Genomic DNA, 14,580 nt, shown 5'->3' on the forward strand with positions numbered 1-14,580 from the left:
ATCAAGCGACATCGGAAACGTTTTGAACTCATTGTTGAGGTTGTTTTTTTAATAGCCTTATTTGGATTTGGATTTCTCCTGGATTATCAGTTTGCTGTTTCCTTGTCCTGGCAGTTTTACTTGTTCATGGCTTTTTTATCCCTAATCTTACTCTTGCCAATATACTTAGAATCTCGGCGTAAACGAGAATTGTGGCTTTTCCTCGGTTTCAATATCAGTCTATTAGCTCTGCACTTTTTGACTCTCGCTCCTAACAAAACCTTCACAAGGTTTTATCTCGATATTAAAAATGGTATGACGATTCAGGAGGTGCAAAGCTTATTTAACCAGCGTTTTCCCAAAGGGGGAAAATTTCGTCAACCGGAATGGGAACTAAGAGATGAAACTATTGATGATGCTAAACGTCATAAACTTAACAGGATGACGTTTATAGCTACACCTAACCAGAATCTTAATTATATTCTTGACTTAACTGATGGTCGTTACAATGCGGAAACTATGACTGTTTACTTCAAGGATGGGAAGGTGGTAGGAACTAATTATTCGCCAGATTGATTTTGATTGACTCTCAAAAAAAACTTGATTTAGAATTTAATAGAATTTAATTGGACGTACATGGTATTGAGCCTTTTACGGGAAGTATAAAATATCTAACTTCTAACAAAACAATTGAGATTACATATGCCTGTACTATTGACAACATGGAAAGAATGGGTTAATTTGCCAGAAAAAGTTATACGGAAAGAAATATTGATTTATTCAACAAAATTAAGTATAACTACTGCTGCCATAAACTTTAATTTATTATCAAAATAGTAATTGTCTCAAGTCAGAATTGGGTTTTTAAGGACAAAGTAAGCAGAAAATCAAAATTTTCTTAATACTATACCCATAAAATAGTCACATACCATCTGCAACTTAGTAAATCTTAGATTGCAAGGTGTGTTAATGCTTTGCATAATGCATCATTATGTTTAATTTAATTTATTATTTCCCTCAATCAGACACTTACATATGCAGTTATGTTATTCCCTACATATAAATTTCTTATATTCTTTTTAATTACATTTACCTGCGGCATTCTTTTTAAAAAATATGTAATCGCTTACAAATATTTTTTACTTGCCACTAATATAATTTTTTATTCTTTCTTTGGAACACGTTTTTTAGAATTAATAATTATAAACGTTATTATTAATTATTTAATTATTGAAGGTATAAATATTAGCAAGAAAAAGCGTTTTTTTCTTGTCTTGGGATTAATTATTAATTTGAGCTATCTGGGATTTTTTAAATACTATAACTTTTTTATTGACTCTTTCCAAGAAGTATTAAATATACTGAAAATTTCTAGCGATATCCAAATATTACAAATCCTAGTTCCGGTAGGTGTTTCTTTTTACACTTTTAGAATTATTGCCCATCTTGTTGACACCTACAAAAAGAAAATTCCACATCCAACATTTTTGGATTACGCTATATATATTACTTATTTCCCTCAAATTGCTTCCGGTCCAATTGCCAGAGGTAAGGAATTTTATCAACAACTGAATAGCGATGAAAAATATAGTTATCAAATTGAAAGAGTTGTTATATTAATTATTTCAGGGCTTTTTAAAAAGTACGCATTATCCAGCTTCTTATTTAATTTTACCAAAGTTCCCTTTCAACTACCAGAGCAATATTCCAGCTTTGATTTAATATTAGCTGCACTAGCTTACTCTTGCTACATTTATGTTGATTTTAGTGGCTATTCCGATTTAGCAAACGCTATTTCCAGCTTATTTGGATTTGCTCCAGTTCAAAATTTTAATATGCCTTATTGCGCTCAAAGTTTGCAGGAGTTTTGGCGAAGATGGCATATTAGTTTATCTGAATGGTTGCGAGATTATTTGTATATTTCTTTGGGAGGTAGTCGTCAAGGAAAGTTGAGAAAGCATTTCAATTTGCTGCTGACAATGGTAATTGGTGGTTTTTGGCATGGCGCCGGTTTGAATTTTCTGATTTGGGGATTCTTACATGGCATTGGCTTAATTTTTAATCATTTCTGGAATGATATACTCAAAAAAATATTGCCACAAAACCAACTAAACCAAATAGTAGTTTTTTCAAGTGTCAAACAAGACAAAAAACTTACAAATTGGTTCCGATTTTATATTAAGCGAACTGTATATATATTTAGACCTGTATTTGCTTGTGGATTAACTTTTACTTATGTAACTATGTGTTGGGTATTCTTCAATACATCCAACTGGGAAACCTCTCTCAAGTTTTTCCAGCAGATGGTAAACTTTTCATCAAATACAGAGTTACAATCGCAATTTAATATTTGGCAGTTATATGTAACATTTAGCATCATATTTATCATGAATTTTTACGGAGATAAAGTTAGCACTTTATTAGAACAAATTCTTACTAAACGTAATCTTATATTCCAAACAATATTTATATCGACTCTGCTATATACGATTTTTAGATTAGGTCCAAATACAGTACCTCCATTTGTTTACTTTGGCTTTTAATTCTTTCTATACTTCATATTTGTATCAAAAAAATCATGCAAGACTTAAAGTTTTTAACTCTTTGTGGCTTAGTATTTTCTAGCATAATTATTGTTAATATGCCCCTTTTTATTAAGAGTTTAGGTTCTAGCGAAATTGCTACTTATGAAATTAAACAAGCTGCTCAAAAAATTAAAATAGAAGGATTAAGGAAAGTTGAATCTGATTTTTGGGACAGTATTAAAGAAATTGACCGTGAACCGCAAGTAATTGCACAAGCTATAGAACCAGAAGCCAAAACTCAAGCACAATCAACAAAACAATCCGTTATATACTCAGTTAACTTTGAAAATAAACAATTAGAAACCCCTCTCCAAAAGGAAAACACAAGTTCAACCACTTTTAATGAAGAAGCATTTATCAATTCACAAATACAGCAACAAGAGCCATACAAACGTTTTTTGTTAGTGGGAGATTCGATTATGTCTTTTCTTGGAGTTGCATTCGAGAATAATGTGAAAAAATCAGATTATGATTTTGAAAAGGTTAAGGTATTTTATAAAATTTCTACAGGATTAAACCGAATTGACTTTTATGATTGGTATGCGCGCACAAGAGAACTAATTCAACAAAATAATCCTGATGCAATGGTTGTTGTCTTTGGTGGTAACGACGACCAACATATTTTAGATGTTAACAAGAAACTACGAGCAGAGCTAACACCTGAATGGGAAAAAGCTTATGAAGAACGGGTAGAAAGATACGCAAAATTATTAGATGAATATCCCATTAGGAAAGTTTACTGGATAGGTCATCCCATGTCTAATGTTACCAGATATAATAAATTCTTTCCCATTTTTAATAGAATTTATAAGAAAGTCGCTGCATCCCATCCCAAAATAGAATTTGTTGATTATTGGGATACATTTGCTAAAGATGGTAAATTTGTTCCTATATCAGCCGATAGCACAGGTAGACGCGCGAGGGTTAGATACGATGACGGATTACATCCCAGCGAACATGGTGCAAAAATTATGATTGAAATTCTGAGAAAGAAAATGATAGAAGAAGGTATTTTACGACCAAAAGCAAAATAGGCAAACCAACTCAAAAAATAATCGCATCAAAAGTACTATTTCTAGATTAATCTTACTTATGAAACTAAAAAATATTTTACTTCGCAAATTTTATATCGTCCCTGCAATTCTCATATTAACTTTGACAATAGTGACTTGGGGACAAGTATTTGCAAAACCTATCACTCAAATTATTTATCGCCAAGTTTATGATGTAGAGCAAGACATTGTTTATCAAACAGTAAACGGCACTCAATTAAAGCTAGATATTTTTCAAAACAAAAAACCTGGTTTACATCCAACCTTGATGGTAATTCATGGTGGAGGTTGGATAAAAGGAGATAAAGAGGAAGAAAAGTATTTCTTTAATCCTTACTTAGATTGGGGCTTTTCTGTCGTAAATATTAATTACAGATTAGCAAAAACAGCTTTAGCACCAGCAGCAGTAGAAGATGCACTATGTGCTTTAAACTGGGTTAATAATAATGCATCAAAATATAATTTTGATACGAATAAAATTGTGTTAACTGGATTTTCTGCCGGTGGGCATCTTTCACTTACAACCGCGATGATGCCTGATATTAGTAAATTCAACCAAAATTGTCCAGACGCTAAACCTGCAAAAGTCGCTGCAATTATTAACTGGTCGGGAATTACCGATGTCAATGACTTACTTATTGGTAAAAATCAGAAATACTTCGCAGTCCAATGGTTTGGAAATAAGACTTCTGCACGAGAAATTGAAATTGCTAAAAGCGTTTCTCCAATTAATTTTGTACGCCCAAATTTACCACCAATTTTGACAGTACATGGTGAAAAGGATACTTTTGTTCCTTACAGTCATGCAACTCGACTACACCAAGCATTACGCCAAGCAGGAACTATTAATCAATTATATACAGTAAAAGGAGAAAAACACGGAGGTTTTAGTAAAGCGCAAAAACAACAAATATATGCGACTATTAAAGTTTTTTTAACTAAGCAAAGTGTAATAAAATAGTTATCGCCACCACCGTGAAACATCTTGGATAGCAGAAGCTGTATCTCTCAATGCTTGTTCGCCTCCTAAAGCATCTATAATCGGAGTTAATGCGTTTATATTACTAAGTAAACTTGGGCGAGTGTGAACAGATAAGATATGAAGAGTTTTTCCCCAGAGACAAAAAAGTCGATTTTTTTGTACTTGTAAAAGTTTATCAATCAAACTACTTAAGGCTTGGGCACGCCTATCCTCATCCTGAATCTCCCTAGCAGCAGCCAAAGCCTCTGGTAACAATTCTGGTAATTTATTAGCCAAACGACTTAGAATATCGGCGCGCTCGCTTTCAATTTCAAGCTCCCTGGCAGCAGCCACAGCCTCTGGTAACAATTCTGGTGGTAATTTATAAACCAAATTACTTAGAATATGCGCGCGATTAGCATACCGAATCGCCCTGGTAGCAGCCAAAGCCTCTGGTAATAATTCTGGCAATTTATCAGCCAAACGACTTAGAGCATCGGCGCGATTATACTCATCCTGACTCTCCCTAGCAACAGCCACAGCCTCTGGTAACAATTCTGGTGGTAATTTATCAGCCAAACTACTTAGCGCTAGGTTGCGATGCTCCTTATTTTCAATCTCCCTGGCAGCAGCTACCGCCTCTGGTAATAATTCTGGGAATTTATCAGCCAAACTTATTAGAACATAGGCGCGATAGTACTCATCCTCAGTCTCCCTGGCAGCAGCCACAGCCTCTGGTAATAATTCAGGTGGCAATTTATCAGCCAAACTTCTTAAGCTTTCGGCGCGACAATACTCATCCAGAATCTCCCTGGCAGCAGCCAGAGCTTCTGGTAGCACTTCTGGGAATTTATTAGCCAAATTACTTAGAGCATCGGAATGAAACGCATCATACTCAATCTCCCTAGCAGCAGCTACAGCCTCTGGTAACAATTCTGGCAACTGAACAGCCAAACTACCCAGAATAGAGGCGCGAAACTCTCCATATTCAATCTCCCTAGTAGCAGCCACAGCCTCTGGTAACAATTCTGGTGGCAGTTTATCAGCCAAACGTTTTAAGGCTTGGGCGCGATCCTCCTCATCCTGAATCTCTATGGCAGCAGCTAGAGCCTCTGGTAACACTTCTGGAAATTTATCAGCCAAATTACTCAAAGCATCGGCGCCATACTTCTCATCCTCAATCTCCCTAATAGCAGCCAAAGCTTGCGACAGCGCTAACTCCTTTAGCTTTGGCGGCAAATGATTGGCTAGCTGTGTAAGCGAGTTTACTTTCTGTGATGGATTCGAGTTTTGTAGCACATAACTAAGTCCTTGTTCAGGAGTCCACATATTTTTTTCAACTAACGCAACCAGCAGCCCTACTGGTAAATCAACTGTTAGACTATTAAGGGATGCAATAATTAAAGCATAGCGACACTGCAACCCAATAACTTGAGCCAAGGTTGTTTCAGTCCATGATTTTTCTGCCAATTGCCAAGCATGAACAACATCAGTTACAAAGTTGGCAGTTTGTGACAAGCGCGCGCAAGCTTCGTACCAACCGTTACCTCCTGTTTCTGCATCTTCTCGTAATAATTCGTGAATTTCTTCTACCTTTTGAGCCAATTCCAAATGCCAAACTAGATGTTGATGGATATACCCGTCATTGGGTAAGGTATGCCAAAGATTTTTAGAGGTTTTATTTCGGTAAGTCTCCAAAAAAGTAGCGTGAGCAGAGGCTAAAGTTATACCCAACCCTGATAGATTATCTTCATCCTCTGTTTTTGGTGGAGCAGTCAACAAATTACATGCCAGGTCATGAAATAAGTTATGTAAACGGTATGTTGGTGTCCCATCTGGCAAAGAAACTCCAGGCGATAAAACTGCTTTATTTTCTAAGTATTCCAATGTCTGAGCAGCATTATATACATCCATTTTCCATAGAGTCGCTGCCATCATCTTATTTATGGTGACATTTTTCGGTAATACCCCCAACCAAGAAAAATGCTCCTGCTTTTCTCTAGGCATTCTCTTGATACTCAAATTTAATGATGCTGTTAAGCAGAGGCGTTTTAAAATGGCTTCATCAGTAATTTCTTCTGCTTTTGGTCTGTCAAGATTTTTTAATCGCGCGACCTCTTGCTGAAAATCCTGTAATAATTGAGTCCAAGTTGTACCACTGGCTACTTCTGCCGCTACTAATTCCAACGCAAGAGGGAAATAACCAACGGATGAAGCTAAATCTTGCGCTGGCTCATGTTCTATAGCAGTAATCGAGCGTCCTAATTTTTTAGTCAGCAGTTCCATCGCTTGGTATGGCTGCATCACATCCAAAAAATAAGAGGAGTTGGTGCCGAGAACTTGAGCGATTTCTGCATCGTGGGTTGTTACAAAAACTTTACACTTAGCTCCGCCAACGTTAAATACTTGTGCATCCTCTATGTTCCAAACATCGTCTATTATTAGCAGCACAGCTTTCTCATACAACAATGTACGTAGTTGATTAGAGGTTGCTTCCACACTGATGGGTTGAAAATTATAGTCCCCCAATGCCATAACCCAGCCACTAAGCAGCGATAAAAGATTAGGCCGTTGACCTAAAGTTACCCATAGAATCCCGTCACAAAAATGAGCTTGCACCTCTTGGTCATGTGAAGCAGCCATTGCCAGGGTAGATTTACCAACCGAAGCCAAGCCATCAATAGCTGTCACAACCAAAGTACATACATCTGATGAATTTGTCAGCAGACGAGTTTTTAACTTTTGGCTATATTCGGGACGGTCTACATAATAATTTGGTAAAGATGGTGCGAGTAAGGTATCAATCATTTTGTATATAACTGGCTTTTACAGCTTTTGATTGACCATATTAGCTCACATTAGTCTGGACATACTCATGGTGGGCAATTATCATTATTTGGCTAGTTCTTGTTGCTCAGTTTCCATCTGCATGTCACATAAAGGCAAAACTTGTTCATCACGTAGTGACTCTACAGGTAGTTCTGTTATGGCACAGTCAATAAATTCGATTAATAAATCTTCCAACTGCTGATGATTAAGAGTGGCTATTTCTTTTGCTCTTTGCGCCAAGTGTGGAGGGAGTTGAAGGGTAACAATTTCAGGCATGTTTTAACAGCCTGCTTTTTATATTCTAATTATACGCATGAACAATGAAAAGCAGCAAAGGATAATTTCAAGCCAATTCTTTAATTTTCAAACTTTAATTTGGTGTAAATCTTGTGGGATGGGCATCCCTGCCCGTCCCAATATACAAGTTATAGCCATAACAGCTTAATATCCTTTACGGTTTCGCTCTTCTCCTAACATATCTACAACATACCGTTCCGGCGCCAAAAATACTTTAATTCCTTTGTCTTCGCATTTGTGCGAAAGAACTTGTAATAATTTAATCATTCCTTCTTTATGATTCTCTGAGGAAGTTGAAATTGTGTCGGTAGGAAGTTGAGCTTCGATTTTTGCCATTATCTCCTGATAATCAGGTTCGTCTTTCAAAGATAATAAAAACTCTTTGTATCCTAAGAAGGCTAACCGATAAAGCATTTTTCTGCTTAAATCACCCTGGAAGTATCCTCCGTGAACGTTTTTTTCAATTATGATGGAATCAAAAATCAGAATTAAGCAATCCCAAAAAGAAAGTACATTCTTGCATAATGCTCTAGTTAAAACACCTTCTGGTTTTTCACTATTCAGAATTGTTGTATCTCTGTAATCTGTGCAGTCAAAGTAGGTAAATAATCCGGCAATTGCGTTATTTTGAGTTACCTTACTATTGTTGGACAAAAGGTCTGATAATGTTTTCAGTGTATTGTCAGAAACAATACCTATTCGCGTCATTGCACTTCTATCATCGGGGTTTACACTACCGTCACTGTTTTGATTAATAATGCCATACTTCATTGGTACTGATGTTTGATTTGTAGGAATACTACAATCTACTACAACGTTACCTAATCTAAAACCTCGGTCATAAGTGTTTGCAGGGAAACTTATATAATTTGCTGCTGTTGATGCAACTCGCAGTATGACATCTCCCTGGTTACTAAATAAATAGGATTCTTCAAAACGACGTAACGAGGAGCGCAAAAAATTAGACCTTTCTGGCATTATTGTCTCGATAGGTATATCCGGTGAAGCTAAAACTAAACGACCTAATGAAAATACATTACCTATGTTTGGTGATGCTTCTAATTCAACATTCCCTTGACTTAATTTAGGTATTGAGTTTTCATCGAAGATATCAGAGAGGATACGAATTACGTTTGTGGTAACAAATGCGCCCATACTATGAGCAATAAAAGATAGTTTAATTCTCGGATTACCCTTCTGAGAAAAATTCCATTTCTTCTCTTCTCGTCTTTCTCCCGGCGCCTGCTCGACTATTGCATTATCTATTTGGCGAATAAATTCTACTAAATCTGGAACTCCATAGTTAACCGCTCGATAATTATCTCGAAAGTAAATTGATATTCTCAGCATGATGGCGCCTAAAACATAGCCAAATAAACAGGCGAAAAAGGCAATTCCTAACGTAAATAAGAAGAAGGCAAAACCGGAAAAATTGAATGAAAAATTATCATTGATACTTAAACCTGAAATAGCTAATATAAAGGCAAAAGCAGCTATTAATCCCCAACTTGAATAAGTATATATAGTTTTGAAAAAAATCGGTAGGCTTTTAATCGCTTTGCCAAGGTGACTAGTTACCAATTCATCTTGATTATCTGATTTAAAAGTAATATATTCTGAAGGCCAGTAATAACCAATAAAAGCAATTTTTTTGTGTTTAATTAATGCATCTGTGGTAATATACTGCTGTATCTCTTTTACCCAGTTCTCAAAATCTTTATTTCTTGTATTGTATCCATGAATGTGAATAACAACTTCGGCGCCGTTTTGATTATCCATTAAAAAATCGGCTATTTTCCTCATTTTAGCGCGCGTTACATCTGGACTATCATCAACATCTAACTTTTCATTGCTCCCATTAGTATGTTCATGATTAATTTCAACACTTTTTGGTGCATTACTCGCAACTAAGTAAGTGACAATATTCGGTGCATCTTGATTGTCAAGTATGATTTCTTTGATATCAAATGGATAATTTGGATAAGTTGCCATAAAATTTTGAGATTGAGACGAGTGTGTTCAGATTTATTTTAGATTTATACTGATTATACAAGCATTGGTTAACGCAGCCGAAATTCCATCATTATCGGTATATGGTCAGATGCTGTTTTTGCTTCTTTGAGAACTTGTGATTCTATCAACTCGATACGTTCGCTATTGTAAAAAATGTAATCGAGAGTGTAGGAAGGGTCGTTCGATGGATAAGTTGCAACATCTGAAGATTTTAGCTGCTCAAGACTAAAAGCTGATTTAAGCTTATCTGATTCTAACAGCAGTTGAATCGAAGGATTATTTTCTTGATCTCGATTTAAATAACTATTAAAATCACCAATGAGCAACAGAGGATATTTTGCTACATAGCTTAGAGCGAGTTCTTTAACTTTGATGGTGTGATTAATGCGAGTTACTTCGTCGAATGCTTCTAAATGAACATTAATAATAATTAACGGTTGACCATTCACATCGATTTGAGCAACTTGGGCAATACGGTCAAGGTAAAATGCCTTGTAGTAAAAAGGTTGACTTGCAACTTTATCTAAAACAATACGCTCGCTCTGTGTAATAGCAAAACGACTCAAAATAGCTTGTGCAGCAAGGGTACGTCCAAAGTGGGCAGATATTGGAAAAAATGGAAATGGGATATAATTTTTATCCCAGTTAATACCCACTAATGCTGTTGGCAAACTCAGATTTTTCGCAAGTTCTGTTACTTGGTTAACGTTGTAAGAGCGTTTGGAAGCAATATCAATTTCTTGAAATCCAATAAAATCAGGATTATATAATTTGATTGCAGTAACTGCGGTTTTTAAGTTATCATCGTAAAAATCTTTACTTGGTTGAGTGGCTGTATCTGAGGTTGCTGCATTGTCCAAACCCGATAGATAACCTATATTGTAGGTAATAATTGTAAAAGTATCTGAATTACTAGGTGGTGAGGTTTGATCAAAGTTAACTACTTCATTATATTTATCTAGAGGATAAGAGCCTGCACTTGCCCAAAAGTAAAATACCGCAAGCAAAACTAAAGGTACAAGAATAATTAAAATACTTATTTTCAACAGTAGTACCATTGCGACACACGCTTTGATTTAACATTTATACAAATGTTACTATTTTTACATTGAATATTTTCTGCTTAGGTCATATCTTCTTATATCTTAAAGAACAAATACACTAGGTTTCGTAATATAGCTTAAAGGGTTCAGCGAGAATACCTAATATTTTGTCTATTTGATTAATGAAATACTCGGTTAAATCGATTTTGACTAAATTACCTTCTAGCGTCAAGAACTTCCAGTTAGTGCCTGTTGATACTGCACCATAGATAACTTTCTGTTCTGCTCCTTTTCGAGCATTGAATATTTGGGCGCCAACCATTTGCGCGACACATTGCCCTAGTCCAATACTAATATCGTTATCTTTGGCTTCTACGAGAGTTAATACAGGTGCTGTAATCAATGATTGATTGTTTGATGCACTTAAAATGAAGTCACAGGCGCCTGTTAAACCTTTTGATACATCAATATTAAATGTGTTGCCCGAAAAATAACCAATTTTATTTTTGAAGCGGCGCCGTATTTCTAGCAAGATGGGTGTGATAATCAATTCTGAACGCGCTTTTTCGGTACTGATACTTGCTGCTAAATCTAAGGTTTCTTCAAGTGTTTCTTTTAATCGTTGTGAAGGTTCTATTAGTGGTATCTGACTAAATAAGTGAGGAATATCTTCTACTGTTAGGTCGAGAGCGGTAACTGCTTGCTCAATTTTTGTAAAGTCGCTGTAGGACATATGTTTTAAATCAAGTATATCTTATTTGATCCCCCTAGTCCCCCTTAATAAGACTACCGTGTACACTCTCTTTTTCTTATCTTTCTTATCTTTCTTTGTGTTCTTTGTGCCTTTGTGGTTCCATAAAGAGATAAACCACGAAGACACAAAGGGCACAAAGAGAAAAAAAGGCGGTTTATTTAAAGATGTGTGTACACGCCCTGCCGCGAGTTCGGGGGGATCAATTATGCGGGTGGTGTTTGTTCGGTTGGCGGTTCCTCAACAGTAGGAGTTGGCGCCTCTTCGGTTGATGCTTGTGCTGCTTCTACTAGCTCAGGTGATGGTGGGTTTGGTGGAATAGGTTTGGCTATTTTGGTTTCTGCTGTAGGCGTTGAAACAACTGTAGTATTAACAGGCGCCGATTTAATTTCAATCGTTGAATTTACTACATCTGGTGTTTTGGGAGCAGGCGCCTCCGGAGTAAACGCATCGATAATTTGTGCGGGTGAGGCAGTTGCGGAAGTTGTATCCTGCGGTTGAGCTTTTTTGATTGTTTGCTGTGCTTTGTTTTTTGCACCAGAGAAGGCGCCTGTAATACTTCTTTGTAACTGCCCAATACGTTGGGATAACGAAAGCTTACCATCTTCTGCACTGGATAGGGGAGTTTGCTGTGCAACTGGTACAAGTTGACGACGTAATGCAAAAGTTTGCCAGCCAAACCAATACAGTAGTGAGACACTGGCTATGTGACCCAGTAAAAGACCCCCGCTAATACGACGCGCGAATATCCATAATACTAATGCGTAGAAGAAACCCACGCCACTCCAAATAAAATCGTTCTTTTTGTGGATTTCAGGAAAAAAGAAAGCTGCTAGGTATAGCGCGATACTGCCGATTCCAATTGCTAGAGCTAGGACATATGCCAGCATTTTTATTTACTCCTATGAAAGTGATGAGTGCTGAGTGCTGAGTGCTGAGTAGTAAGTATAAAATTTTATGCTTTGATAATATTTACTTATTAGTTAAACAGTTTTTAGAGTGTCAAGTTGTAATTATAAGCGCATGAATACAAAATAAATATCTGTTATTACTCAACATCTCCTTACTCAGCACTCAGCACTCACTACTCAGCACTATATCTATATTCAATTTAGGGATTTTTGCAAGGGAAAGTCTACCTAGATACAAATTTAAATATTTTATGTGTGTTGGCAATGTATTTTTACTCTGCGCTATAACTCTTAATGTCTTCTTTAGGGGAGAAGCCAAATTCTCGGACTACCCTAAAGAATGAAAGGAACAGCAATTAGCCAATAGGATTATGACATTGCAAAGCTTTGGTGTGATTGGTCTAGCTGTTATGGGCGAGAATATCGCGCTTAACGTAGAACGTAACGGCTTCCCAATTGCGGTGTACAACCGTTCGAGAGAAAAAACTGATGCCTTCATGGCGAACCGCGCTGGAGGTCGGAACGTCAAAGCGGCTTTTGATTTGAAGGATTTTGTCGCTGCCCTGGAACGTCCCCGTCGTATTTTGGTAATGGTGCAAGCAGGTAAACCTGTTGATGCGGTAATTGAGCAACTCAAGCCCTTACTCGACGAAGGCGATATTATCATCGATGGTGGTAACTCCTGGTTTGAAGATACCGACCGACGCACCCGCGAATTAGAACCTACTGGTTTACGCTACATCGGTATGGGTGTGAGTGGTGGTGAAGAAGGCGCCCTCAATGGTCCTTCGTTAATGCCCGGAGGAACTGATAGTTCTTATCAATACTTGTCCCCTATCTTTACCAAAGTTGCGGCTCAAGTTGATGATGGTCCTTGTGTAACCTATATTGGCCCTGGTGGTTCGGGTCACTACGTCAAAATGGTTCACAACGGTATTGAGTATGGCGATATGCAGCTAATTGCTGAAGCATACGACTTGCTCAAAAACGTTGCTGGTTTAGACCACACTCAGCTTCATCAAGTCTTTACAGAGTGGAATACTACCGACGAACTCAATTCATTTTTAATTGAGATAACCTCGAACATTTTCCCGTACATTGACCCCGACACCAAGAAACCCCTCGTTGAGTTAATTGTTGACGCAGCAGGACAAAAGGGAACTGGACGTTGGACTGTGCAAACTGCATTGGAACTAGGTGTTGCTATCCCAACAATTGTTGCAGCAGTAAACGCGCGGATTATGTCATCTATTCGTGACGAACGTATTGCTGCATCGAAGCAACTTACTGGGCCTGCTGGTAAATATGGCGGTGATGTCAAAGCGTTCGTTAACAAAGTTCGTGATGCGCTGTACTGCTCAAAGATTTGTTCTTACGCGCAAGGTATGGCGTTATTAGGTACCGCTTCTAATACCTATAACTGGAATTTACAATTAGGCGAGTTAGCGCGAATTTGGAAAGGTGGTTGTATTATTCGTGCTGGCTTCTTAAATAAAATCAAACACGCATACGATGAAAATGCGTCTTTGGCAAACTTGTTGTTAGCACCAGAATTTAAACAAACCATTCTTGACAGACAAACAGCTTGGCGTGAAGTTATCATGACCGCTGCACAACTGGGTATTCCAGTTCCTGCGTTCAGCGCTTCGCTTGACTACTTCGATAGCTACCGTCGCGACAGACTGCCCCAAAACCTGACTCAGGCACAACGCGACTACTTCGGCGCCCACACTTATCAGCGTATTGACAAAGCTGGTACATTCCACACCGAATGGGTGCCTATCACCGAGTCTAAGAAATAACCTCCGAGAGCGACCTTGCTTTGAGATAGAGCTTGTAAAATACTTCTATCTCAAGGTTGGTCGCGAATCTTCGTTTACCTCTAGCAACAGTGTAAAGATTGCCCAAAATATATTTTATATTGTTCCGACTTTGCGAGCGGACGTTTATTTTTGTAATTGTTCAACTTCTTCCACGCTTAACCCCGTTGTCTGGCTAATCATTTGCACATCTAAAACACCAAGTAGTGAACGTGCGATAGAAAGTGCTTTTATGAGTCCCCCTGCACGCAAGCAATTGCTGCTGCTACATGCAAGCATCGCCGTCCACTCAATGTAAATGATGCTGACGCCGCTGGTGACAAGTAGAAAGCAGCATGT

The 14,580-nt window shown here is 37.5% G+C and carries 11 protein-coding genes and 1 pseudogene; 5 read left to right on the forward strand and 7 right to left on the reverse strand.

The features are described 5' to 3' along the window. Positions 1–126: 126 nt before the first annotated feature. The 4 genes from AC2JBO_RS14235 to AC2JBO_RS14250 all read left to right on the forward strand — a co-directional run bounded on the left by AC2JBO_RS14235 (position 127) and on the right by AC2JBO_RS14250 (position 4,577). Positions 127–555, forward strand: a complete 429-nt coding sequence (locus AC2JBO_RS14235; protein WP_496954302.1) for a hypothetical protein — start codon at positions 127–129, stop codon at positions 553–555. Between the two features lie 698 nt (positions 556–1,253). Continuing rightward, positions 1,254–2,522, forward strand: coding sequence for an MBOAT family O-acyltransferase (locus AC2JBO_RS14240; RefSeq protein ID WP_496954303.1), 1,269 nt, complete (start codon positions 1,254–1,256; stop codon positions 2,520–2,522). 98 nt (positions 2,523–2,620) lie between these two features. Further along, positions 2,621–3,598 carry a DUF459 domain-containing protein gene (locus tag AC2JBO_RS14245; protein ID WP_496954304.1) on the forward strand — a complete coding sequence of 326 codons (978 nt, stop codon included), beginning with the start codon at positions 2,621–2,623 and terminating at the stop codon, positions 3,596–3,598. A gap of 58 nt (positions 3,599–3,656) precedes the next feature. Further along, the gene (locus AC2JBO_RS14250) at positions 3,657–4,577 is read left to right on the forward strand and encodes an alpha/beta hydrolase fold domain-containing protein (protein ID WP_496954305.1); all 921 of its coding nucleotides are present in this window, start codon (positions 3,657–3,659) and stop codon (positions 4,575–4,577) included. On the opposite strand, the gene AC2JBO_RS14255 is transcribed toward AC2JBO_RS14250, so the two are convergent. The 6 genes from AC2JBO_RS14255 to AC2JBO_RS14280 form a co-directional block, all read right to left on the reverse strand. Further along, a complete protein-coding gene (locus AC2JBO_RS14255; protein WP_496954306.1) occupies positions 4,578–7,385 on the reverse strand; it encodes an NB-ARC domain-containing protein in 2,808 nt (935 codons plus the stop codon). It lies immediately after the preceding gene. Positions 7,386–7,469: 84 nt separating this feature from the next. Beyond that, entirely contained in the window at positions 7,470–7,682 is a 213-nt protein-coding gene (locus AC2JBO_RS14260; protein ID WP_496954307.1) for a hypothetical protein, read from the reverse strand. Between the two features lie 165 nt (positions 7,683–7,847). Continuing rightward, positions 7,848–9,695, reverse strand: coding sequence for a hypothetical protein (locus tag AC2JBO_RS14265; protein ID WP_496954308.1), 1,848 nt, complete (start codon positions 9,693–9,695; stop codon positions 7,848–7,850). Positions 9,696–9,763: 68 nt separating this feature from the next. Further along, positions 9,764–10,774: an endonuclease/exonuclease/phosphatase family protein gene (locus AC2JBO_RS14270; protein ID WP_496954309.1), complete on the reverse strand. Its 1,011-nt coding sequence runs from the start codon at positions 10,772–10,774 to the stop codon at positions 9,764–9,766. A 103-nt stretch (positions 10,775–10,877) separates the two neighbouring features. After that, positions 10,878–11,492, reverse strand: a complete 615-nt coding sequence (locus AC2JBO_RS14275; protein WP_496954310.1) for a hypothetical protein — start codon at positions 11,490–11,492, stop codon at positions 10,878–10,880. A gap of 224 nt (positions 11,493–11,716) precedes the next feature. Further along, positions 11,717–12,400, reverse strand: a complete 684-nt coding sequence (locus AC2JBO_RS14280) for a Ycf66 family protein (protein WP_496954311.1) — start codon at positions 12,398–12,400, stop codon at positions 11,717–11,719. Between the two features lie 392 nt (positions 12,401–12,792). Between AC2JBO_RS14280 and gnd the strand changes: the two genes are divergently transcribed. Continuing rightward, on the forward strand, positions 12,793–14,223 hold the full coding sequence (gnd, locus tag AC2JBO_RS14285; RefSeq protein ID WP_496954312.1) for an NADP-dependent phosphogluconate dehydrogenase: 1,431 nt from the start codon (positions 12,793–12,795) through the stop codon (positions 14,221–14,223). Between the two features lie 144 nt (positions 14,224–14,367). On the opposite strand, the pseudogene AC2JBO_RS14290 reads toward gnd, so the two are convergent. Next, positions 14,368–14,580: pseudogene (locus tag AC2JBO_RS14290) on the reverse strand (hypothetical protein); the annotation flags it as partial.

The organism is Calothrix sp. CBUCES-K 9914, from assembly GCF_059640475.1.

Excerpts from the sequence above, each read along its gene's own strand:
- AC2JBO_RS14235 (WP_496954302.1), top strand. The coding sequence starts at position 127 with ATGGCTTTTTTATCCCTAATCTTACTCTTGCCAATATACTTAGAATCT.
- AC2JBO_RS14245 (WP_496954304.1), top strand. The coding sequence starts at position 2,621 with ATGCCCCTTTTTATTAAGAGTTTAGGTTCTAGCGAAATTGCTACTTAT.
- AC2JBO_RS14250 (WP_496954305.1), top strand. The coding sequence starts at position 3,657 with ATGAAACTAAAAAATATTTTACTTCGCAAATTTTATATCGTCCCTGCA.
- AC2JBO_RS14255 (WP_496954306.1), bottom strand. The coding sequence starts at position 7,385 with ATGATTGATACCTTACTCGCACCATCTTTACCAAATTATTATGTAGAC.
- AC2JBO_RS14260 (WP_496954307.1), bottom strand. The coding sequence starts at position 7,682 with ATGCCTGAAATTGTTACCCTTCAACTCCCTCCACACTTGGCGCAAAGA.
- AC2JBO_RS14265 (WP_496954308.1), bottom strand. The coding sequence starts at position 9,695 with ATGGCAACTTATCCAAATTATCCATTTGATATCAAAGAAATCATACTT.
- AC2JBO_RS14270 (WP_496954309.1), bottom strand. The coding sequence starts at position 10,774 with ATGGTACTACTGTTGAAAATAAGTATTTTAATTATTCTTGTACCTTTA.
- AC2JBO_RS14275 (WP_496954310.1), bottom strand. The coding sequence starts at position 11,492 with ATGTCCTACAGCGACTTTACAAAAATTGAGCAAGCAGTTACCGCTCTC.
- AC2JBO_RS14280 (WP_496954311.1), bottom strand. The coding sequence starts at position 12,400 with ATGCTGGCATATGTCCTAGCTCTAGCAATTGGAATCGGCAGTATCGCG.
- gnd (WP_496954312.1), top strand. The coding sequence starts at position 12,793 with ATGACATTGCAAAGCTTTGGTGTGATTGGTCTAGCTGTTATGGGCGAG.